This is a genomic window from Photorhabdus kayaii, assembly GCF_025384895.1.
Lineage (GTDB): Bacteria > Pseudomonadota > Gammaproteobacteria > Enterobacterales > Enterobacteriaceae > Photorhabdus > Photorhabdus kayaii.
Map to the genome: position 1 here is coordinate 112,609 of NZ_JAJAFZ010000003.1, position 21,507 is coordinate 134,115.

The following is a 21,507-nucleotide window of genomic DNA, read 5'->3' on the forward strand; positions in this document are numbered from 1 at the left end:
ATTGAAATATCTTTTCTTAGTCCTTCATGTTGATTGATTGTGAGCCGTAATCGTTCAGTCAGCAATGCCGAGTAGTTTCATCGTGGTGGCTACATACTGATCGATATCTTAATTTCACCGATTCAAAAGATTCAAAAATAGTTGCAATGACTGAATCAAATTGTTGATGTTTATATTTTGTTATAAATGTAAACAATAAAATTATAAATTTAATAAATTTTAATATTATTGTGTGGTTAATGTCACACTTTGTGAATATATTAAATGAAATTTATTATTATTTGATGATATAAACGCCTAATTATATGAATTGTGATTTGTTTACTAAACGGATTGCGGAATTGCGGATATGTCTGGATAGCTTGCTAGGGGTGAGATGAATATCCAGATTTTTGATTTAAGGATTAAGTTGTCTGATGCAGGATAATGAAATGAGTACTGAGTCACCCCATTCTTCCCCGGAGCTGGACACCGGCCTGATTTGCCTGGCTATGTTGGCTAGGTTTCACAACATCGCTATATCGACTGAACAACTTTCACACGAATTTTCCACTTCCAGCCAAGGTCTTACCCTGAAAGAGCTGCTGCTGGCTGCTCGTCATTCAGGGCTAAAAGCCAAGGCTGTACACACAACACTTGCCAGACTTGAACATACTCCCTTGCCCGCTATTGCTATTGACCGAGATGGGAAGTTTTTTATTTTGGCTAAGCTGGATAAAGAGCAGGCTCTGATTCAGGACCCACGTTCGGCTCGCCCAGAAGTTATCAGCTTCGAGCAACTTGAGCAGCGTTGGACAGGGCAATTGGTGCTCGTGCGTTCCAGTAACAGTCTGTCTGGAGAGACTTCTCGTTTTGACTTCACTTGGTTTATCCCGGCTATCGTCAAATACCGCAAGTTGTTGGGTGAAGTTTTGCTGGGGTCTTTTGCCTTGCAGTTGTTTGCCTTGGTGACTCCGCTGTTCTTTCAGGTGGTCATGGACAAAGTACTGGTGCACCACGGCCTAACCACACTGGATGTGGTCGCGGCGGGATTGCTGGGCATCATGCTGTTCGAGTCGGCTCTGAGCGGTCTGCGTAGCTATGTGTTTGCCCATACGACCAGCCGTATTGATGTGCAGTTGGGATCGAGTCTGTTTCGGCACTTGATTAATCTGCCGCTGGCTTACTTCCAGGCCAGGAGAGTCGGTGATTCTGTGGCTCGTGTACGCGAACTGGAAAACATCCGCAGTTTTCTTACCGGCAACGCCATTACCCTGATGCTCGACGTGCTTTTTTCTCTGGTGTTCATCCTCGTGATGTTCTATTACAGCGGCTGGTTGACCCTCGTTGTGGTGTTATCATTGCCGCTCTATGCACTCGTCTCGGTGTTGGTTACGCCTCTCTTGCGTAAGCGATTACAGGATAGCTTCACACGCAATGCCGAGAACCAAGCATTCCTTGTCGAAACGGTAAATGGAATCGATACCCTAAAGTCAATGGCGGTTGAACCGCAGGCTATCCGCAAGTGGGACAACCAACTGGCGGCTTATGTTGCCGCAGGTTTCAAAACACAGACCTTATCCACCCTCGCCAATGAAAGCGTCTCGCTTATCGGCAAGTTAGTGACGGTTGCCACACTCTGGCTCGGTGCCCGCCTCGTGATAGACGGGCAGCTATCGGTGGGGGAACTGATAGCATTCAATATGCTGGCTGGCCGTGTCAGCGGCCCTATCATGCGTTTGGCGCAACTGTGGACCAGCTTCCAGCAGACCGGGGTCTCAGTGCAGCGCCTGGGAGATATCCTCAATTCCCGTACGGAATTGTCTCAGGCTACACGTAGCACAGTACCGCCGCTCAAGGGGCAGGTAGAGTTCGAACAGGTGCATTTTCGTTATCGGGCTGATGGTTCTGAGGTGCTGCGCGGCGTCAATCTGGTCATTGGCGCGGGAGAAATCATTGGTGTGGTGGGCCGCTCCGGTTCCGGCAAAAGCACTCTGACCCGCTTGTTGCAGCGGCTCTATGTTCCGGAGCGCGGACGGGTCATGGTCGATGGCATGGACTTGGCATTGGCTGATGTGTCCTCGCTGCGCCGGCAGATCGGCGTGGTGTTGCAGGACAATATGCTATTCAACCGCAGCATTCGCGAAAACATTGCCTTGAGCGATCCGGGTGCGCCGCTCGAAGTGGTCATGCACGCCGCCCGCATGGCTGGAGCTCATGAATTCATCCTTGAACTGCCCGAAGGTTACGACACCATTGTGGGAGAACACGGCGCGTCACTTTCAGGCGGTCAACGGCAACGGGTAGCCATTGCCCGCGCCTTGATCGGCAATCCTCGCATTTTGATTTTCGACGAAGCGACCAGTGCGCTGGACTACGAGTCTGAGCGGGTGGTTCAGCAGAACATGCAAAGCATTTGCAAGGGGCGCACGGTCATCATTATCGCTCATCGGTTGTCCGCTGTACGCGACGCGCATCGTATCCTTGTAATGGATCGCGGGCAGATCGTTGAACAGGGCGCCCACGCCGAGTTACTGGCACGTCAGGACGGCCACTATTCACGACTGCATCGAATGCAGCAGGGATGACAGGCTTCCATTTCTGGAAAGTACGATCAAAACGGCTAATCACGCAATCAATGGTTAATAACATAATCAATGGTTAATAACACCATCAGAGGCAGATGTGACCAAGATAAACATACTCCGATTCAAGGAAAATAATTTCAAATGAGCGCTACCCTTTCGTTATTGCAGCGTTATCGTCACGCGTGGCGTGAGTCTTGGCACCAACGTAAAAACATGGACGTGTCGCCGCGACTGGCTCATGAATTACAGTTTTTACCGACGGCTTTGGAGTTGCAGGAAACACCGGTTCACCCAGCACCGAGAATTTTCACCTGGACCATTCTGGGTTTTGCTGTATTGGCGTTGCTCTGGGCCTACATCGGCAAAATCGAGGTAGTGGCTATCGCCCCGGGAAAGGTCGTTCCCAATGGCAAGACCAAGTTGATTCAATCCAGTGAAACGGCGGTGGTCAGAGCGATCCACGTCAATGACGGCCAGTCGGTGAAAGTTGGCGAGTTGTTGGTTGAGCTCGACCCGACGGCGGCGAGCGCCGATGTCAGCCGGATCCAGAGCGAGCTGCTGGCTGCTCGTATCGACAGTGCGCGGAGTGCCGCCATGCTCGACGCGATCAATCAACAAAAGTCGCCGGCGTCGCTGGTAGGAACGATTGACAACGCCAACCCTGAGCAGGTACTCAGTGCCCAACGCTGGCTTCAAGGACAATATCAGGAATACCGCAGCAATCTGGAGTTGGTGGATGCAGAAATCCTCCAACGCAGCGCCGAAATCCAGTCAGCCCAGGCCCAGGTGGCTAGCCTGCGAAAAACGCTACCGATTGCGACACGATTGGCCGAGGATTACCAACGGTTATTGAAGAAACAGTATGTGTCGCGGCATGAATATCTGGAAAAAGAGCAGACGCGATTGGATCTGCAACGTCAGTTAAGCGTACAGCAGGCCAGTGTCTTGCAGCACGCCGCCGCTCAGGACGAGGCGCGACGTCGGCGTGAGGCTGTTGTTGCGCAGAATCGCCGCGCCATGCTCGACCTGCAACAGGAAGCCAACAAAAAGGCAGCGACCCTGCTTCAGGAGCTGGCGAAGGCCCGTTATCAAGAAACTTTGACCAGCCTCAAAGCCCCGGTGGCCGGCACAGTTCAGCAACTTGCTATCCATACTGTCGGTGGTGTGGTGACACCCGCTCAGCCGCTGATGGTCATCGTCCCCGCAGACCAATCGGTAGAAGTGGAGGCAAGGCTGGAAAACAAGGATGTGGGTTTTGTCCATGTTGGTCAACCGGTCACCGTCAAAGTGGAAACTTTTACTTTTACCAAGTACGGCACCGTTGACGGCGAAGTGCTCAACGTATCGAACGACGCCATCGAGGACGAAAAGCATGGGCTCATCTATAGCAGCCGTATTCGTTTGAAGTCTGATCACGTTCTGGTCAATGGTCAGCGAGTTGCGCTGTCTCCGGGCATGTCGATCACGGCAGAAATAAAAACCGATCAACGTCGAGTGATCGATTACTTCTTGAGCCCATTACAGCAACATATGGATGAAAGTCTGAGAGAGCGGTAGGTTGTGAGGGCAGCTCTGTGAACTCGGCTCGCCATACTCACCGTTTTCCGGGTTTGAGATAAATGACCGTTAATGTTTTTCGCCGCCTTACTTTATTTGGAGTGATGAAATGAAAGTATTACGTATACATGAAAGGTTTAAAAACTGGCGCAATATGATTATTTTCATGAGCTGTACATTATTAATGGCCTGCTCTAAGTACATTGATATATACAGACCGATTGACGTATCGAAGTCTGGTCAATCAGTCAAAATTGATTTTGAAATCAGCAAGGAAGGAAATTATCAGTTTGCCTTACTGTTTGAAACTGGGGAGGGTTATGATGAAATGGAAAAGCGGTTTAAGTTTTTTGGGAGAGCTGATAAAGATGGAGTAATAATCCCTGTTTCACTCTATATCGTTAAAGATGGCAAGATTTTTTTTGATAAGAAAATAAACGCTTCAGGGTCCGAAGGAGGGCGTGTCTTCAATTACGAAGAGAGAAGTATAAATACGGCTGTGAGAGAAATTAAAACATTTTCATTACCTCCCGGACGCTACTCTGCGGTAATTACCACCCTGGAGGATGTACCTGTTTTTAATGATATTGAGAGTTTTGTTGAATTCACCTATTACGATCCGAAGATTTAAAATGGTATCAGTATAAACAAAGGAAATATAAAAATTTGGAGTGACGAAATGAAATTATTACGTATACATGAAAGATTTAAAAACTGGCAAAGCATTATTGTTTTTATGAGTTGTACCTTATTAATGGCATGCTCTAAGTTCATTGATATATACAGACCGATTGACGTATCGAAGTCTGGTCAATCAGTCAAAATTGATTTTGAAATCAGCAAGGAAGGCAATTATCAGTTTGTCCTGCTGTTTGCTACTACGGATGATTACGATGAAATGGCAAGGAGGTTTGAGTTGTTTGGGAGAGTTTATAAAAACGGAGTAATAACCCCCGTTTCACTCCATATCGTTAAAGATGGCAAGATTTTTTTTGACAAGAAAATAAACGCTGCGGGATCTGAAGGAGGGCGTGCTGTCAATTACGAAGAGAGAAGTATAAATACGGCTGTGAGAGAAATTAAAACATTTTCGTTACCTCCCGGACGTTACTCTGCGGTAATTACCACCTTGGAAGATGTCCCTGCTTTTAATGGTATTGAGAGTTTTGTTGAATTCAATCATTACGATCCAAAGATTTAAAATGGTATCAGTATAAACAAAGGAAATATAAAAATTTGGAGTGACAAAATGAAAGTATTACGTATATATGAAAGGTTTAAAAATTGGCGAAATATTATTATTTTTATGAGCTGTGCCTTATTAATGGCCTGCTCTAAGCACATTGATATATACAAACCGATTGATGTGTCTAAGTCTGGTCAATCAGTCAAAATTGATTTTGAAATCAGCAAGGTTGGAGATTATCAGTTTGCTCTGCTGTTTGATAAAGGGGATGACGATGAAATGAAAAGGCGGCTTGAATTATTCGGTTATATTGATAAGGACGGAGTTATAACCTCCGTTTCGCTTCATTTGGTTAGAAACGGCGAGGTTTTTTTTGACGAGAAAATAAACGCAGGGGGACGTAGCTGGGGACGTAGCTTTGATTTCGAAGGGAGAAGGATAACTACGGCTGTGCGAGAAATTAAAACACTTTCGTTACCTCCTGGGCGTTATTCTGCTGTCATTACCACCTTGGAGGATGTCCCCGCTTTTAATGGCATTGAGAGTTTTGTAGAGCTCACTTATTTCAAGCCGAAGATTTAAACGGGTATTAATATAAACAAAGGAAATATAAAAATTTGGAGTGAAGAAATGAAAGTATTACAGGTACACGAAAGATTCAAAAACTGGCGCAACATTATTATTTTTATGAGCTGTGCCTTATTAATGGCCTGCTCTAAGTTCATTGATATATACAGACCGATTGACGTATCGAAGTCTGGTCAATCAGTCAAAATTGATTTTGAACTCAGCAAGGAAGGTAATTATCAGTTTGCCTTACTGTTTGAAACTGGGGAGGGTCATGATGAAATGGCAAGGCGGTTTAAGTTTTTTGGGAGAGCTGATAAAGATGGAGTAATAATCCCTGTTTCACTCCATATCGTTAAAGATGGCGAGATTTTTTTTGACAAGAAAATAAACGCTTCAGGGTCCGAAGGAGGGCGTGTCTTCAATTACGAAGAGAGAAGTATAAATACGGCTGTGAGAGAAATTAAAACATTTTCATTACCTCCCGGACGCTACTCTGCGGTAATTACCACCCTGGAGGATGTCCCTGTTTTTAATGATATTGAGAGTTTTGTCGAATTCACCTATTACGATCCAAAGATTTGATTTATGTAGAAAAAACAAAGAGAAATAACAACTGGAGGAAATAATAAGTATGGAAAAGAAATACACTGTAACCTATAAAGTTGCTCCGATGGGGGCTAAGTATGTTTATCAGGAAGATAAGGGAAAGAGCAAAGCGGGGGACATACACAAGTCGTCCGGCGGTCATATGTGGTATGTGATAAATGACGGTAACGGAAATGAAAGAAGTGTCGGTTTCGAGTCAAAGGAAGGTGTGCCGGTTGGAGCAGGAAATATAACTCGTCATGATAATGCGGCCTACCAAGAGACCACTTATGAAGTCACCATCGCGTTGACTGAGAAACAGTACAACGCGTTAAGCGACTTCTCAGATGATCCAAAGTCAGGTGGATTTAATCCTGAAACCTATTGGGTGAATTCCAACAGTTGCGTAGATTTCGTGTATTACTCATTACAATCTATTGGGTACAATCGAAAGAATTTCCTAGGAAAGATTTTTGAAGGAAATGTGGTTCCCAATACTAATCGTGCTATGTTGAAAGCTATGCTTACATCTAATGGAGCTCAAATCATTCGGGACGACCTCATGCGTAATGGTGATCATTATGAAAAAAGAGTTGCTCCATGGTCTACCCCTGAATGGCTTAAACCGGTAGGTACCGAGGGTACACTTCCCAGCCCACCAAAAAGCTTAATTAATATTGATATCAATTCCTCCCCACAACCGCAGAAGCATATTCAGGGCGAAAACAAAGCGCAGCAGGATGTTGCTAACGGGTTTATACAAAATTCTGCAACACATAAAATATCTGCCGTTGGGGATATGCTCAATAAAACAGACTTCGCCTCCACCCAGATGGTGGGTCTTGCCACCGGTGGTATTCGTCCCGGTGAAATGCAGCTCGACCCCAATGTCCGACCTAACACTTATCTGTCGGAGTTCTACAAGCCTTTCTACCAACCCGGAGACACTAGCAAGCTGGACTTCGGCCTGCGCAACGCCGTGACGTTGAACGGCTTATCGGCAATGACGACGTTCAACACCTATGTTGACCCGCTGTTATTGGATCTGAGCGGCAATGGTGTGCATATGACTGATATCCGTGACGGCGTGCTGTTCGACATGGACAACAGTGGCACGCTTAAGCGCAGCGGCTGGGCGGATCGCAATACCGGAATATTGGTGATCGACGATGGTAGCGGTCAGATAAAAAATGCCGGCCAGATGTTTTCCGAATACTACGGTGGTAAGGCCGGAATAAACGGATCCGCGGGCGAAAAAAAATTCAATAATGGCTTCGGTGCTTTAGCCAGTGAAGATGCCAACAAGGATGGAGTGATTGATCCGACTGACCCGATCTGGAGCAAGCTGCGGGTCTGGGTCGACAGCACACACGATGCAAAAGTTGATGCGGGCGAACTCAAGACACTGGCGGAATTGGGTATTACTCAGATAAGCGTCCGAGCTTCGAACAAAACAGACGTCCGTGATGGGAATAAAGTTGTTGCCAGTGGGTCGTTTACTATCAATGGTAAAGCTCAGGAAGTGCTGGCCGTCGACTTTCTTGGTGACCCCGTTAGTAATACCTTGAGTACTCAGGGAGCAGGCACACGAGTGACCTCCACTCACAACGATATCACAACCACGGCTTACGCCAGCCAGAGTGAAACAGATGAAACCTTAGATGCGGGGCAACTGGGGGTGAGCAATCTGTATGGTGGCAGCGGCAATGATACGTTGATTGCGGCAAAAACTGGTAGTTGGCTGGTCGGGGGCGCAGGGAGCAATACCTATGTCGGTGGTACCGGCGATGATGTTTTTGTTATCAGCGCTTCTGACGATACGAAAAATATTCACGGCAATGGCGGGCACGATACGGCGATCATTGTCGGTAACCAAGGCGTGGCACTGGACATGGATCGGGCAGGTTTAACTATTGCCCAAGGCGGGAGTGGCAACGATACTATCATAAGTGGCGGTGTCAACGGTGTCTTTATCAAGGGCGGTTCCGGCAATTCGACTCTGATAGGTGGCATGGGTAACGACGTCTTGGTCGGCGGCAGTGGGCACAACACCATCGTTGGTGGCACTGGTAAGTCGGTTATCTATGCCGGTCCTCAGGGCGACACAATTTACGCCTCCAAGGACGGCAGCATCATTCACGCTGGCGGCGGCGATGATAAGATTTTTGGCGGCTTTGGTGACGACGTGATCGAAGTGGGTCACGGCAATGCTACGATTGATGGCGACGGAGGGGTCAATATCGTCAGCCTGCACGGTAACCACGGCGACTATCGAATCACCCGTACCGACAGTGGGTATGTGGTGGCCGATAAGGTCGCCGGGCGTGACGGCACGGTTACGCTGAAAAATATCCAAAAACTCAATTTTTCAGATATTTCGGCGGTTGATTTACAAACACCCAATGCGATGCCTGTCGAGGATGTCCTTACCCACGACAAGGACGGCAAGGTTTTTGATCGTACTCAGCCACATCTGATTGCCGCAGAAAGTCTGCTGGCTAACGATCAACACCTTAACAGTCAGGGTGCCCTGCGCATTGCCAATGTTGGGGATGCGATAGGCGGTACGGTCAAACTCACAGCCCAGGGCGATGTCTTGTTTACGCCGGATGCAGATTACACAGGTGTAATTAGCTTTAAATATGGTGTAACTGACGCAGCTGGTAATCCGTCAGCATCGGTAGTCGATCTGAGTAGTGGGGAAACAGCGCCGATGCGCGCCGTTGCTACATTATTGACCCCGGAAGTCCCGCTCGATCCATTGGCTGCTCAACAATGGTATCTGAGCGATGCCAACATTCTGCCGGTCTGGAAGGACTACACCGGCAAAGGGGTACGCATTGGTCAGTTCGAGCCGGGCGGTAAGTTTGCTACCGCGCCTGAAATATTTGATGTCAATCACCCCGACCTTGCGGCGAATGTTGACAAAGCTTGGTTGCAGACTCAACAAACCAATGGCACTTTGCCGAACGTGGTGTCGAACCACGCGACAATGGTGGCGGGTGTGATGGTCGCGGCGAAAAATAATAGAGGTGGCGTCGGGGTTGCCCATGATGCTACGTTGGGCGGCTATTATCTGGCCAATGACGGTGCCGATCTTGCGGGACTGGGACATATGGTCAGTTTTGACGTTGCCAACAATAGCTGGGGATTTGCCAACGATTTCGTACTCAGCAGCTTTCAGGACGGCTCTATAGATACTGCCGCGTCGCTGAGCATGAATGCGCAGTACGCGGCGGCCAATGGTCGTGGCGGATTGGGTACCGTCATCGTGGCGGCGGGCGGCAACCACCGTGCAGAAGGCGGCAATGCCCAAGGGTCACTGACCAATAACAACCGCTTTTCGGTGGAAGTCGGTGCAATCAACGCACAGGGCGATTTGTCGACGTTGCAGATTGGCTCCTCTCCGTTCTCCAACCCGGGAGCCAGCTTGTTGGTTTCGGCACCGGGCAGCAATGTCGTGTCTACCAGCTATATGCTGAAAACCGAACGTGGTTCAACTTTCGGCAATGACTACACCAGCATGCAAGGCACCAGCTTTGCCGCTCCGATAGTCTCCGGTGTTGTTGCGTTGATGCTTGAGGCCAACCCGAACTTAGGCTATCGGGATGTGCAGCAGATCCTTGCTCTATCCGCTCGCAAGATCAATGACCCCTCTACCGCATGGAGCGATAATAACAGCCATAGCTGGAATGGCGGCGGCATGCATACCAGCAACGATTACGGTTTCGGTCAAATCGATGCGCGAGCCGCTGTTCGCTTGGCTGAGTCTTGGATGACTCAAAGCACCGCTGCCAACGAGTTCGTCTATAGCGCATCCAGCGGCCCTTTGGGGAAAACCTTGGCAGCAGGTGAAACGCTGACGTCATCCATCGCCATGAATGCCGGTCTGAATGTCGAACATGTCGAGATCGATTTTGACGCTCAGGTAGGCCGTCTTGGCGATCTGACGCTCAAACTGATCTCTCCTGATGGCACTCAGAGCATATTGCTCAATCGTCAGGGTAAGGTTCCAGACGGCATGCCGGGCGCGAGTGCGACTGATCTAGGTAGTAGCCAGTCGGGGACGTTCAAATACAGCTTTATGTCGACCCATGATTTTGGTGAACGCTCGGCTGGCAACTGGACCCTACAGGTGAGCGATGCGAATTCCGGCCTGCCGGTCACATTAAATGCCTGGTCGCTACGTTTGTACGGCAGCAAGAGCACCTCGGATGACACTTACTTTTACACCGACGAATATATCCAATCGGTGGTCGGGCAGGCCAACCGCGCGGTGTTGGATGATGCGGCGAATGGCGTGGCGGGAGGGCGTAATACTCTCAATGCGGCGGCTGTTTCGCGGGATACCTCGGTCAACTTGCTGACTGGCGTTGCCAACATTGGCGGCACAGCGTTGACAATAAAGAATCCGTCGGGCATTCAGAACATTGTCACCGGCGATGGCAACGATACGTTAGTCGCTGGTAATACCGACGCATTGCTTGATGGCGGGCGTGGAAACAATACACTGGCAGGCGGTGCGGGCAAGGACTTCTTTGTGGTCCACCGCCGTGAGGCGGGTAGCGATATCATTAGCAACTTCGAGGCGGCTCATGGCGAGATCATCGATCTGGTCGGATTTCGTGGAAAAACGTTTGCCGATCTGTTGCTGACGCAGCAGGGGGCGGATGTTAAGGTCGATCTGGGTAAGGGGCAGAGCATTGTCCTGAAAAATCAGACACTCGCCGGGATCGGTGCGGCGAACTTCAAGTTCCAGGACACCTTTATCGCCCCGGTGGCTTATACGAGTAGCGACGCCTCAACGCTCCAGCCACAAGAAGGCTTGGGAACCGTGATCCTTAAGGGCGGCGGCAAGGGCGTCATGCTCACTAGCGATGCTCAGGGTCAGATGAAATTTAGCTTGAATGGGACGATCTATAGTCATGACAGTGCGGCGTCAGACGTTTTTGTGGTGGCAGCCCAATTGGGCGTCAAGGACTACAAGAATGCATTACGTGGGTTCCGTCACGGCATTGATAAAATTGATTTGAGTCAAACCGGAGTCACTGATTTCAGCCAACTCACAATTGCTAAGAGTCATCGTGGCACGATCAACGGCCTGTCACAAATTCATGGCGTTGAAGTTATCTTTAATGGGGCCAGCGGTACTGATTCAAACGTGAAGTTGCTGTATCTCGATACCCTGGATATTTCGCAGGTCGATGCGGCCGACTTCCTTTTTGCGGAGCTTACGCCGGATTTGGTCCCAACGGTCAAGCCAGTGGTGACGCAATCTCTTGATAAACCGACGGTGACTGTACCGGGTTCATTGACACCAATTGTCGACCCTCTTGGCGTTGATAAGCCTTTACCACTTTCCCCTATCGACCTGAAGCCGATTAGTATTCCCCCAAGGAAGCCGGTTAGCATTCCCCTTATTGACTGGAATCTGACTAAAATTTCTTCTATTGATATTGACCGGGATATGATTAAAGTTACCCCTGTTGAGCTGAATCCGACCAGAATTAACACTGGCCTTGTCGACCTGAGGTCGCGTTTTGACCAGAATGTTGACCGGATGTCACTGATTGACCGGAAGCCGATTAGCACTCCTCCTGTTGAGCCGCGCACAACGCTTAACGTTCCGAAAATTGAGCCAGCAGTGGAACCTACACCGGTGACCACTGACCCTAATTCCATTACGGTCCAAAAAACTTTTGGCGAGGTTACCTTGGGGGACGAGAGTAAGACTGTCAATGTGAAAGCCGTGGGCGTCAAAATGGTTGCGGGTAACGGTGACAATACAGTCAATGTGGCAGAATCGATGTCAAATATTACGCTGGGTAATGGTAATAACGTCATTGTCGGAGATATCGACAAACTAACAGTCGGACATGGTAACAATAGTATCACTGATACAGGAGGGAGGGCGACAATGAAGGTAGGGGACGGTAATAACCATATAGTGTCTAGTGGTACTATGTCGCGAGTGGAAGTAGGGAATGGTGATAACCATATCGTGACCAGCGGTACTATGTCGAAAGTGAAAGTCGGGGATGGTAATAACCATATTGTGACCAGTGGTACTATGTCGACGGTAGAAGTCGGGCATGGGGACAACGATTTGGAATTTAGTGGTAAGATGGGGAATTTAGTGTTCGGAAAGGACATCAGCCCTGAGCGTCTGTGGTTCCAGCATGAAGGGCAGGATCTGCAAATTTCGGTCATTGGCAGCAAGCAGGAGGTCACACTGCATAATTGGTATGCCAGTTCTTCCGAACGACTAGGTAGCATCATGGCGGGTGACGATCATCGGTTGACGGACCGTAATGTCGAAAATCTTGTCCAGGCGATGGCTGCCTTCGCGCCGCCGACACCTGCGACCACAATGCTCGGCGATGTCGAGCAACAGCGGCTGCAACCTGTGCTGGCAGCCAACTGGCACTGATCGGTAACAAGGCCCGCGATGGTTATCGCGGGCCTTTATAATAAATAGGTGAATCGCGCCGTTTAAATGTAAGCGCCCCAGATGAGGACGCCTGTCTTTCGACGGGCAAAATGTTCAACTTTTGGGGCGCACTTCAATTGGGCTAGGGTTTACGGGGTAATTGTTAAAAACAGATGGACGTCGGGTAATTGATTATTTTATCAGTCCGTTGCAGGTTTATCACTGTGGTTCCAAATTCAGCATAAGAATCTTAGAACGGCGCTGATAGTTATATAACACTTGTTTCTGAATCGGTAGCATTGAGAGTTCTGCGGGTTCAAAACCTCGCTCTTGGAACCAATGAATGCTGCGGGTAGTCAGAACAAACAGTTTTTCTAGTCCGAACTGTTTGGCGTGTTCCGCAATGCGATTCAGTAATACTTCACCTCTTAAAGAGCTGCGGTATTTAGGATGAACCGCTAAACAAGCCATTTCGCCAATTTTCTCCTCAGGATAAGGGTAGAGCGCAGCACAGGCGATAGTCAGGTTGTCGCGTTCGATAATGATGAATTTATCAATTTCTCTCTCAAGTTGTTCTCTTGAACGGCGAACCAGAATACCTTGTTGTTCCAGTGGGCGAATAAGTTCGAGAATACCACCAATATCATTGATGTTAGCGCGGCGTATTTGTTCTGCACTTTCCATCACTATTTGAGTGCCAATACCATCTCGGGAGAATAATTCTTGAAGTAGAGAACCATCTGCCTGATAACTTAATAAATGGCTGCGACGAACGCCACGACGGCAAGCTTTTACTGCACTTCGTAAAAAACGGACTGTACCTGAATAGTAGTCACCTTTGACTTCTTGCTCTTTAATCAGTTCCGGTGCTTGATTAAGAAAAATTTCCGATAGAATTTTTCCGTCTTTGTCTTGTACGCCTTGAGTAGAACAGAAACCAATCAGTTTTTCAGCCTGTAGTTTGATAGCCAACTGAGTAGCAACATCTTCAAATGCCAGATTAAAACTCTCTCCGGTAACAGAAACCGCAACAGGGCCAATTAGCACGATTGCGCCATTGTCTAATTGGCGATTTATGGCATGTTCATCGATACGGCGAATTTTTCCGCTGTGGCAATAATCCACACCATCATCAACGCCAAGAGGTTGAGCAATAATGAAGTTACCGCTGACAACACTAATATTGGCTCCTTGTAACGGGGTATTATTCAGGTTCATAGAAAGACGTGCGGTAATATCCAGTTGCAGCAAACCAGCAGATTGTTTGACTAATTCTAATGTTTTATTATCGGTTACACGGGTATGTTTGTGGTAAATCGGTTTGTAATGATGGTCTGCAAGATTTTGTTCAATTTGAGGTCTGGCGCCATAAACGACGACCAGGCGGATACCCAAACTATGCAGTAACCCTATGTCGTTGATAATATTGGTAAAATTTTCATGAGCAATAGCCTCTCCACCAAGCATAATAACAAAGGTTTTACCACGATGTGCATTGATGTACGGAACAGAATGACGAAATCCTTCAACTAATTCGGTGCTGCGTTCTTTCATAACAGACTCTCGATTGAATTTTTATTCGTAATTTATGCTTTTTTATTCCTTTTGAGAGAAAATGGCAAGAGGCAATTCAGATAAAAACATTTTCATATACCTGTAGACGTTAATAATTTGCAAAATATAAGATGCTGTTTATTGATGACAGCATAATGCCGATTGGTTAAAGTTTTTAATTCGATCGTTTCTTTGGTGAATATCACCCTGAGTGTTTGTATTTTATGAATGGAATATTAAGTAGATGAGTCATTCAGATCATAATCTGTCACGACGTCGTTTGTTGCAGGGAGCCGCAGCGATGTGGTTACTTAATGTTAGCCAGGTGGGTTACGCAGCGTCAGCAAATGTTATAGCGGTACGTATTTGGCCAGCATCCAGTTATACCCGTGTGACTCTTGAATCCAATATTCCACTCAAATATCGCCAGTTTGTGTTAAAAAATCCAAATAGAATTGTGGTTGATCTTGAAGGTGTACAACTGAATCATACTCTAAGCGGGATGGGGGAGCAGATTCAATCCCGTGATCCTTATCTTAAACTGGTGAGGGTAGGGCAGTTTAATCCTAAAACTGTTCGCTTGGTGTTCGAAGTTAAGCAATCGGTCAACCCACATATGTTTACGTTGAAACCAGTGGCGAAATTTAAACATCGTTTGGTATTGGATATTTATCCGGCAGCGAGGGTTAATACGGATGATGATCCATTACTTGCTCTACTTGAAGAGTACAATAAAGGTCATTTAGCAGAAGATTTACCAGTGGAAAAGCCAAAGTCAGGTAAAGCAGGTAAAGACAGGCCGATCATTATCATGCTTGACCCTGGACATGGCGGGGAAGATCCTGGCGCTATTGGCAAATATAAAACTCGTGAAAAAGACGTTGTTTTGCAAATTGCCCGTCGATTAAAAACGCTTATTCAGCGTGAACCGGGTATGAAAGTTTATATGACCCGTAATGAAGATGTGTTTATCCCGCTAAAAGTCCGGGTGGCAAAAGCGCGTAAAATGCGAGCTGATCTCTTTGTTTCTATTCATGCTGATGCCGTTACTAACCGAGTTGCCCGTGGTTCTTCGGTTTTTGCACTCTCGACTAAAGGTGCAACCAGTAATACCGCACGTTTTCTAGCCCAGACGCAAAACGAAGCTGACCAAATTGGCGGAGTAAGTAAAAGCGGTGATAAGTATCTGGATCATACGATGTTTGATTTGTTACAAACTGCGACAATCAATGACAGCCTTAAATTTGGTAGCGAAGTGCTTAAGCGTATGGGCAAAGTGAATAAATTGCATAAAAATCGGGTGGATCAAGCTGGATTTGCGGTACTGAAAGCACCAGATATCCCTTCGATTCTGGTAGAGACTGCGTTTATTAGCAATTTGGAAGAGGAGCGGAAACTGAGAACCGCACGTTTCCAGCAGCAAGTCGCAGAGTCAATTTTTGCGGGTATCAAAGCTTATTTCAAGAATGGTGGTAATTTGGCAATTTGAGCTTGCCGCTATGGGTAATTTTTGCTGTTAAACAGGGAAGGAGGCTATTTTCCTTTAGCCTATACTCCCCCCCTATTTAGTGGGTAGTGATAGGTTGAACTGCCAGGCGCAAGCCCATGACACGCAGAATCGCGCTTAGACTTCTAACTTCCGGGTTGCCCTCGGCTGACAAGGTGCGATAGAGCTGGTTCGGATTCAACTCAGCTTCCTTGGCCACGTTACGAACTCCGCCGAAAGCCTTGGTCATTTGGCGAAGGGCAATCAGTAACTCGGCTTGTTCGCCATCTTCAAGGATGCTGTTTAGTAGCTCAATCGCGTAAGCCGGGTCTTTGCGGAACACCTCGGCCATTGTGTCGTCGTGTGATCTATCTTTCATTACTTGTTCTCCTATCTGTTTCTACTCTTCCATTCACGCCAGTATTCACATGCTTTGGCTATGTCTGCGTTTTGCTTACGTTTGTCGCCGCCACAGAGCAGAAGAACTACAGTTAAGCCAGATTTGGCGTAATAGACACGATACCCCGGCCCTATGTCAATGCGCAGTTCCCAGACACCTTCGGACAAGGGGTTGTGATCGCCAAAGTTACCCAGTTCCATGCGCATAATGCGTCGGTCAATGGCAATTTGAGCCTTGGTGTCACGTACTTGTTCTCGCCATTCTTCAAAGACATCACGTCCGTTGTTGTCGATATGTTGTTGTCGATATAGTGTCGTATCTCATTCATGGCTTTGTTATCGTTTATAAACGATAAATCTGTCAAGCCAGAAATGACTATATGTGGATATTTATCATTAAACTGAGAGCAGATACGATGGCGACAAAATTATCTAAAAGTCATTATGAAGTTGCTTTTGGAGTTTGTATGCTGAAATGCATAAAGAATTGGTTGCGGGGGCCGGATTTGAACCGACGACCTTCGGGTTATGAGCCCGACGAGCTACCAAGCTGCTCCACCCCGCGTCCGTATAGATATTCTGAGTAGCGAAAATTGGTTGCGGGAGCCGGATTTGAACCGACGACCTTCGGGTTATGAGCCCGACGAGCTACCAAGCTGCTCCATCCCGCGTCCGTATTAGAACCTACTTTGTATTTTCCTGCATCACTAGCGCCTGCTGGAATCGGTTCCATTCGCAAATATTGAACTACTTTATAGTATTGGTTGCGGGAGCCGGATTTGAACCGACGACCTTCGGGTTATGAGCCCGACGAGCTACCAGGCTGCTCCATCCCGCGTCCGATGCGGGCACTATACTCAGGATAAGATCTGTTGCAAGTTTTTTTATTAATTATTGTTTGTTTCGTTACGTTTTTGATTAGTTACTCTGCGTATTGATGTTTTTCTATTCGTTTGTGTCGTTGTTTTGTTAAGTTATTTTTTTTATGGTAAGTTTCATCGTTTCTATTGGTTTAGTATTTTGTTCGCCACAGAGTTATGTTGGTAAGAGAGAAAACAACAATGAAATACTGGGGTAAGTATCTGTTGTGTGGAACCGTGATTTCACTGTTGGTTGGATGTCATTCTCGCCCAACAGAACAGGGCCAACAATATAGAGATGGTCATATTGCTCAGGATTTACGGCTGGTTAATCAACCTAATGCGCAGGGTAAGCCAGTTAATGCAAAGGATTTTTCAGAGCAGGTTGCGCTGATTAGTCAGTCTGCTCCTCGTCTGTATAATCGTAATAGTTTAACTTTTGACGCTGTTCAAAACTGGATGCTAGCGGGTGGTGAAACCAGTAAGTTGAATCTGTTTAATTTACGCGCTTACCAGATGGAAGGTGTGGATAATTACGGTAACGTCCAATTTACCGGCTACTATACGCCAGTGTTACAAGCTCGTCGTGTTAAACAGGGGGAATTTAAATATCCTCTGTACCGGATGCCGCCTAAGAGTAAATACCGTTTACCAAGCCGAACTGAAATAGACAATGGCGCTCTTAGCCCCAGTCTGATTATTGGTTATAGTCGTTCACTGATTGATAATTATATTATGGAGGTACAAGGGAGTGGTTATGTCGATTTTGGTGATGGTGAGCCACTGACTCTTTTGGGTTATGCCGGTAAGAATGGGCATATTTACCGGAGCATTGGCAAGTTGCTGATTGAGCGCGGAGAAATTGCGCAGGAAGATATCTCTATACTGGCGATTCGTAAATGGACAGAATCTCACAGTGAGGCAGAAGTCCGTGAGCTGTTGGAGCAGAACCCATCATTTGTTTTCTTTAAACCTGAAAACTATGCGCCGGTACGAGGTGCGAGTAGTGTTCCTTTAATTGCAAAAGCTTCTGTGGCCGCTGATAAAATGCTTATTCCACCAGGAACAACCCTGTTAGCAGAGATACCTCTGTTGGATAGAGAGGGTAAATTTACCGGTCAGTACCAGATGCGGCTGATGGTTGCATTGGATGTTGGTGGGGCGATAAAGGGACATCATTTCGATATCTATCATGGTATTGGTGGGGCGGCGGGTATAGCGGCCGGTTTCTATAACCACTATGGTCGGGTTTGGGTGTTAAAAAAAGCGCCGCCGACCATGTTGATGGTAAATCAGTGATTGCTTTTCATAAATTTTATAACAGGTTTTCAGGATTGATATTCAGTAATGCAAACTTCTCTTTCTGATGCATATATGCAGCGCTTTGCGGGGACTGCCCGTTTATATGGTCAAAAAGCGCTCTCTTTGTTTTGCCATTCTCATGTTTGTGTCGTGGGTATCGGTGGTGTTGGCTCCTGGGCGGCTGAGGCTTTGGCTCGTACAGGAATCGGTGCGATCACCTTGATTGATATGGATGATGTTTGTATCACCAATACCAACCGCCAATTACATGCTTTAAAACAGCATATTGGGCAACCAAAGACTGAGGTGATTGCCGAGCGTATTCTGGCAATTAATCCAGAGTGCAAAGTGACTTGTGTTGATGATTTTCTCACACCCGATAATGTTGAAGAGATGATGGCGGTTGGATTTAGTTATGTGATTGATGCTATCGATAGTGTCAGGCCGAAAGCTGCGCTGTTGGCTTATTGCCGCCGCCATAAAATTCCGCTGGTGACAACCGGTGGAGCAGGAGGGCAACTTGATCCTACACAGATTCAGGTTGTTGATTTGGCAAAAACGGTTCAGGACCCTTTAGCGGCTAAACTGCGAGAAAGGCTGAAATCTGATTATCGTGTTGTGAAGAATGGCAAAGGTAAATTGGGCATCGATTGTGTGTTTTCAACCGAGCAATTGGTTTATCCGCAGAGTGATGGTTCTGTTTGTGCCGCGAAAAGTACCGCAGAGGGAGCTAAGCGTATGGATTGCGCTTCTGGTTTTGGTGCCGCAACGATGGTCACGGCGACATTTGGATTTGTTGCGGTTTCCCATGCCTTGAAAAAAATGGTGGCTAAAGCGCAACGTCAGGGTGATCTTTGATATACCCGTTATCTTTCAAGTTGCCTCTTTGTTGGCGGCACTCGCTCACCCCGGTCACATAGTTACCTATGCTTCCGGGGATTCACTCCCTTGCCGTCGCGATCCATCTTGAAATCCATAGGGTATATAAGATGTTGCGGCGTTCTGCACAGTATTGATTAGCGATTTGACGCCGTTTAACCGTGAGCCACTTATCTGTTGTTCCAGCCCTAGTTGGTGGAACAGTGCCAATAGGTTAGTTGCTAAAACTTGTTCCGGTGTTTTGCCTTCTACGGCAGTTAAGATTACCGCCAGCAGGCCTTTTACAATGCGGCCTTCGCTGTCACCATAAAAATGTAAATCGCCATCTGGTAGTAATTGATGCCCTAACCAAACCCGGTTTTCACAGCCGGACATTTCAGTGTCTTGCTGTTTCAAGTTCTCTGGTAATGCGGGCAGTTTCTTTGCCAGTAAGATTAACTGGCGATAACGATCTTCCCATTGGCGGCATTGGTCAAAGGTTGCAATGAGCTGTTGTTGGCTGATTTCCCGGCCAAATGGGTGTGGTGCAATCCGGTTTTCAGCGGTTTGAGTCATAATGTCATTCGTCCTGTAATTCATTCATCCTGTAATAGAGAAAGGCCAAATTTTACTGCCTGAATTAAAGCATCGGCATCCTGTTGGTTGTTGTAAGGCATAAAGGAGGCGCGCAAACAGCCGCTGATGCCTAACGCTTCGATCAAGGGTTGAGCGCAATGCTGACCGGAACGTAAAGCAATATTTTGTTCTGCCAGAATGGCGGCCAAATCACTGTGATGGATGTCGGTAAAATTAAAAGCCAATAAGCTGGAACCGGCAATGCGATAGCTGATAAATCCGGGTAAAGCGGAGAGTTGTGCTTCGGTATAATCAGCAAGTGCGACTGCATGGGTTTCGGCTTTGGCAATATCAATATCTTTCAACCATTCCAGCGTGGCAGAAAAACCAATAATACCTGCAACATTCGGTGTGCCCGCTTCAAACCGGAAAGGTACCGCTTCGGGTATAAAACCGCTGAATGAAGTGTGGGAAAGCATTTTTCCGCCACCTTGCCAAGGAGACATAGCATTAAGAAGCTCACTTTTGCCGTAAAGTATACCAACGCCGTTCGAACTATAGAGTTTATGAGCAGAGAATGCGTAGAAATCGATATCTGATTGTTGAACATCAATGGGATTATGAACAACGCCTTGGGCACCATCCACAACGACCAGGCAACCATGTTGGTGTGCTATTGCAGTTATTGCAGCGAGATCAACTGCTCCGCCAGTCACATTGGACATCTGGCTGATGGCTATCAATCGGGTGTGTTCGTTTAGCAGTTCAGGCAAAATGTTGATATCAGGCAATTTGTCATTGCCTAAAGGCCATTTAATAACCTTGGCACCGATTTGCTCTGCCAACATTAACCACGGTATCAGATTGGAATGGTGTTCCTGCTCACTCACGATAATTTCATCATCGGGCTGGAGATGAGGGCGGAAATAACTTTGAACAACTAGATTGAGGGATTCTGTTGTTCCTTTTGTCCAGATAATATTTTCAGCTTTTGGGGCGTTAATGAATTCAGCAACTCGTTGCCGGGCCTGTTCATAGCGGGATGTAATTTCCAGTGCTGCTTTGTGTTGGCTACGATGTACGGTAGCGTTACTGTTTCGATAATAATCTTGAGTTGCCTTTATCATGGCTTGTGGTTTGAGTGCAGTGGTTGCACTATCCAGAAATACCGTCTGTTGTTGTGATGGAAATTGTTGTGATGGAAATTGTTGTAGCGCTGGAAATTGCTGGCGGAACTGTTCTGGTTCGAACTTTTTCATAGATGTATTAATTTTGTTTTGGTGGTGATGGGGCTTAACCATTTGTTTCTGGCTGAAAATGGATAGGTTATTACATGGAATAATATTGCCACGTTCCACGCCTTATGCCAAAAAAAAGCACCGCAACTGCGGTGCATTAAAAAATCACTATGGACAGACAGGGTAAATGTACAGAAAGTGAAAAAAACAGTAGCTTGAGCTACAGGGTCCGGTTTCCCAGACAACTTGCAAACACAACATCACAACCACAAAGCCAAAAGTTTCATAGCGTTAAGCTGATTCACTTTTCGTTCCGGCTTAGGAAGTGGCGCCACTATA

The 21,507-nt window shown here is 47.0% G+C and carries 15 protein-coding genes and 3 tRNA genes; 10 read left to right on the forward strand and 8 right to left on the reverse strand.

Features of this window, described 5'->3' with window-relative positions; all coding sequences use genetic code 11:
- Positions 1-431 precede the first annotated feature (431 nt).
- From LGZ98_RS02320 to LGZ98_RS02350, 7 genes are all read left to right on the forward strand, one after another.
- Positions 432-2,567 (forward strand): type I secretion system permease/ATPase, encoded by a 2,136-nt coding sequence (locus LGZ98_RS02320; protein WP_262977652.1) that lies wholly within the window; start codon positions 432-434, stop codon positions 2,565-2,567.
- Between the two features lie 141 nt (positions 2,568-2,708).
- On the forward strand, positions 2,709-4,124 hold the full coding sequence (locus LGZ98_RS02325; RefSeq protein ID WP_262977653.1) for an HlyD family type I secretion periplasmic adaptor subunit: 1,416 nt from the start codon (positions 2,709-2,711) through the stop codon (positions 4,122-4,124).
- A 109-nt stretch (positions 4,125-4,233) separates the two neighbouring features.
- A complete protein-coding gene (locus LGZ98_RS02330; RefSeq protein ID WP_262977654.1) occupies positions 4,234-4,755 on the forward strand; it encodes a DUF5625 family protein in 522 nt (173 codons plus the stop codon).
- 48 nt (positions 4,756-4,803) lie between these two features.
- Positions 4,804-5,325: a DUF5625 family protein gene (locus tag LGZ98_RS02335; RefSeq protein ID WP_262977655.1), complete on the forward strand. Its 522-nt coding sequence runs from the start codon at positions 4,804-4,806 to the stop codon at positions 5,323-5,325.
- Between the two features lie 48 nt (positions 5,326-5,373).
- Positions 5,374-5,892 carry a DUF5625 family protein gene (locus LGZ98_RS02340; protein ID WP_262977656.1) on the forward strand — a complete coding sequence of 173 codons (519 nt, stop codon included), beginning with the start codon at positions 5,374-5,376 and terminating at the stop codon, positions 5,890-5,892.
- A gap of 48 nt (positions 5,893-5,940) precedes the next feature.
- The gene (locus LGZ98_RS02345) at positions 5,941-6,462 is read left to right on the forward strand and encodes a DUF5625 family protein (protein WP_262977657.1); all 522 of its coding nucleotides are present in this window, start codon (positions 5,941-5,943) and stop codon (positions 6,460-6,462) included.
- A gap of 49 nt (positions 6,463-6,511) precedes the next feature.
- Positions 6,512-12,895, forward strand: a complete 6,384-nt coding sequence (locus tag LGZ98_RS02350) for an SPM autocatalytic domain-containing protein (RefSeq protein ID WP_262977658.1) — start codon at positions 6,512-6,514, stop codon at positions 12,893-12,895.
- Positions 12,896-13,114: 219 nt separating this feature from the next.
- Here LGZ98_RS02350 and argA read toward each other — a convergent pair whose 3' ends face one another.
- The gene (gene argA / locus LGZ98_RS02355; protein WP_113041569.1) at positions 13,115-14,449 is read right to left on the reverse strand and encodes an amino-acid N-acetyltransferase; all 1,335 of its coding nucleotides are present in this window, start codon (positions 14,447-14,449) and stop codon (positions 13,115-13,117) included.
- Positions 14,450-14,693: 244 nt separating this feature from the next.
- Here argA and amiC point away from each other — a divergent pair, with 244 nt between their 5' ends.
- Complete coding sequence (gene amiC, locus LGZ98_RS02360) at positions 14,694-15,938, forward strand: N-acetylmuramoyl-L-alanine amidase AmiC (RefSeq protein WP_262977659.1); 1,245 nt, start codon at positions 14,694-14,696, stop codon at positions 15,936-15,938.
- Positions 15,939-16,014: 76 nt separating this feature from the next.
- Here amiC and LGZ98_RS02365 read toward each other — a convergent pair whose 3' ends face one another.
- The 5 genes from LGZ98_RS02365 to LGZ98_RS02385 all read right to left on the reverse strand — a co-directional run bounded on the left by LGZ98_RS02365 (position 16,015) and on the right by LGZ98_RS02385 (position 17,172).
- A complete protein-coding gene (locus LGZ98_RS02365; RefSeq protein WP_113041571.1) occupies positions 16,015-16,314 on the reverse strand; it encodes a helix-turn-helix domain-containing transcriptional regulator in 300 nt (99 codons plus the stop codon).
- Positions 16,315-16,325: 11 nt separating this feature from the next.
- Positions 16,326-16,628: a type II toxin-antitoxin system RelE/ParE family toxin gene (locus LGZ98_RS02370; protein ID WP_262977662.1), complete on the reverse strand. Its 303-nt coding sequence runs from the start codon at positions 16,626-16,628 to the stop codon at positions 16,326-16,328.
- A 194-nt stretch (positions 16,629-16,822) separates the two neighbouring features.
- Positions 16,823-16,899: transfer RNA gene (locus LGZ98_RS02375), tRNA-Met, on the reverse strand.
- Between the two features lie 29 nt (positions 16,900-16,928).
- Positions 16,929-17,005: transfer RNA gene (locus tag LGZ98_RS02380), tRNA-Met, on the reverse strand.
- A 90-nt stretch (positions 17,006-17,095) separates the two neighbouring features.
- Positions 17,096-17,172, reverse strand: a tRNA-Met gene (locus LGZ98_RS02385).
- Positions 17,173-17,395: 223 nt separating this feature from the next.
- On the opposite strand from LGZ98_RS02385, the gene mltA reads away from it, so the two are divergent.
- Together mltA and tcdA are read left to right on the forward strand one after the other, a co-directional pair.
- Positions 17,396-18,493 (forward strand): murein transglycosylase A, encoded by a 1,098-nt coding sequence (gene mltA, locus LGZ98_RS02390; RefSeq protein ID WP_113041573.1) that lies wholly within the window; start codon positions 17,396-17,398, stop codon positions 18,491-18,493.
- A gap of 48 nt (positions 18,494-18,541) precedes the next feature.
- Positions 18,542-19,354 (forward strand): tRNA cyclic N6-threonylcarbamoyladenosine(37) synthase TcdA, encoded by an 813-nt coding sequence (gene tcdA, locus LGZ98_RS02395; RefSeq protein WP_228899950.1) that lies wholly within the window; start codon positions 18,542-18,544, stop codon positions 19,352-19,354.
- Positions 19,355-19,420: 66 nt separating this feature from the next.
- On the opposite strand, the gene csdE is transcribed toward tcdA, so the two are convergent.
- Together csdE and csdA are read right to left on the reverse strand one after the other, a co-directional pair.
- Complete coding sequence (csdE, locus tag LGZ98_RS02400; RefSeq protein WP_262977660.1) at positions 19,421-19,930, reverse strand: cysteine desulfurase sulfur acceptor subunit CsdE; 510 nt, start codon at positions 19,928-19,930, stop codon at positions 19,421-19,423.
- 20 nt (positions 19,931-19,950) lie between these two features.
- Positions 19,951-21,189, reverse strand: coding sequence for a cysteine desulfurase CsdA (csdA, locus tag LGZ98_RS02405; RefSeq protein ID WP_262977663.1), 1,239 nt, complete (start codon positions 21,187-21,189; stop codon positions 19,951-19,953).
- Positions 21,190-21,507 lie beyond the last annotated feature (318 nt).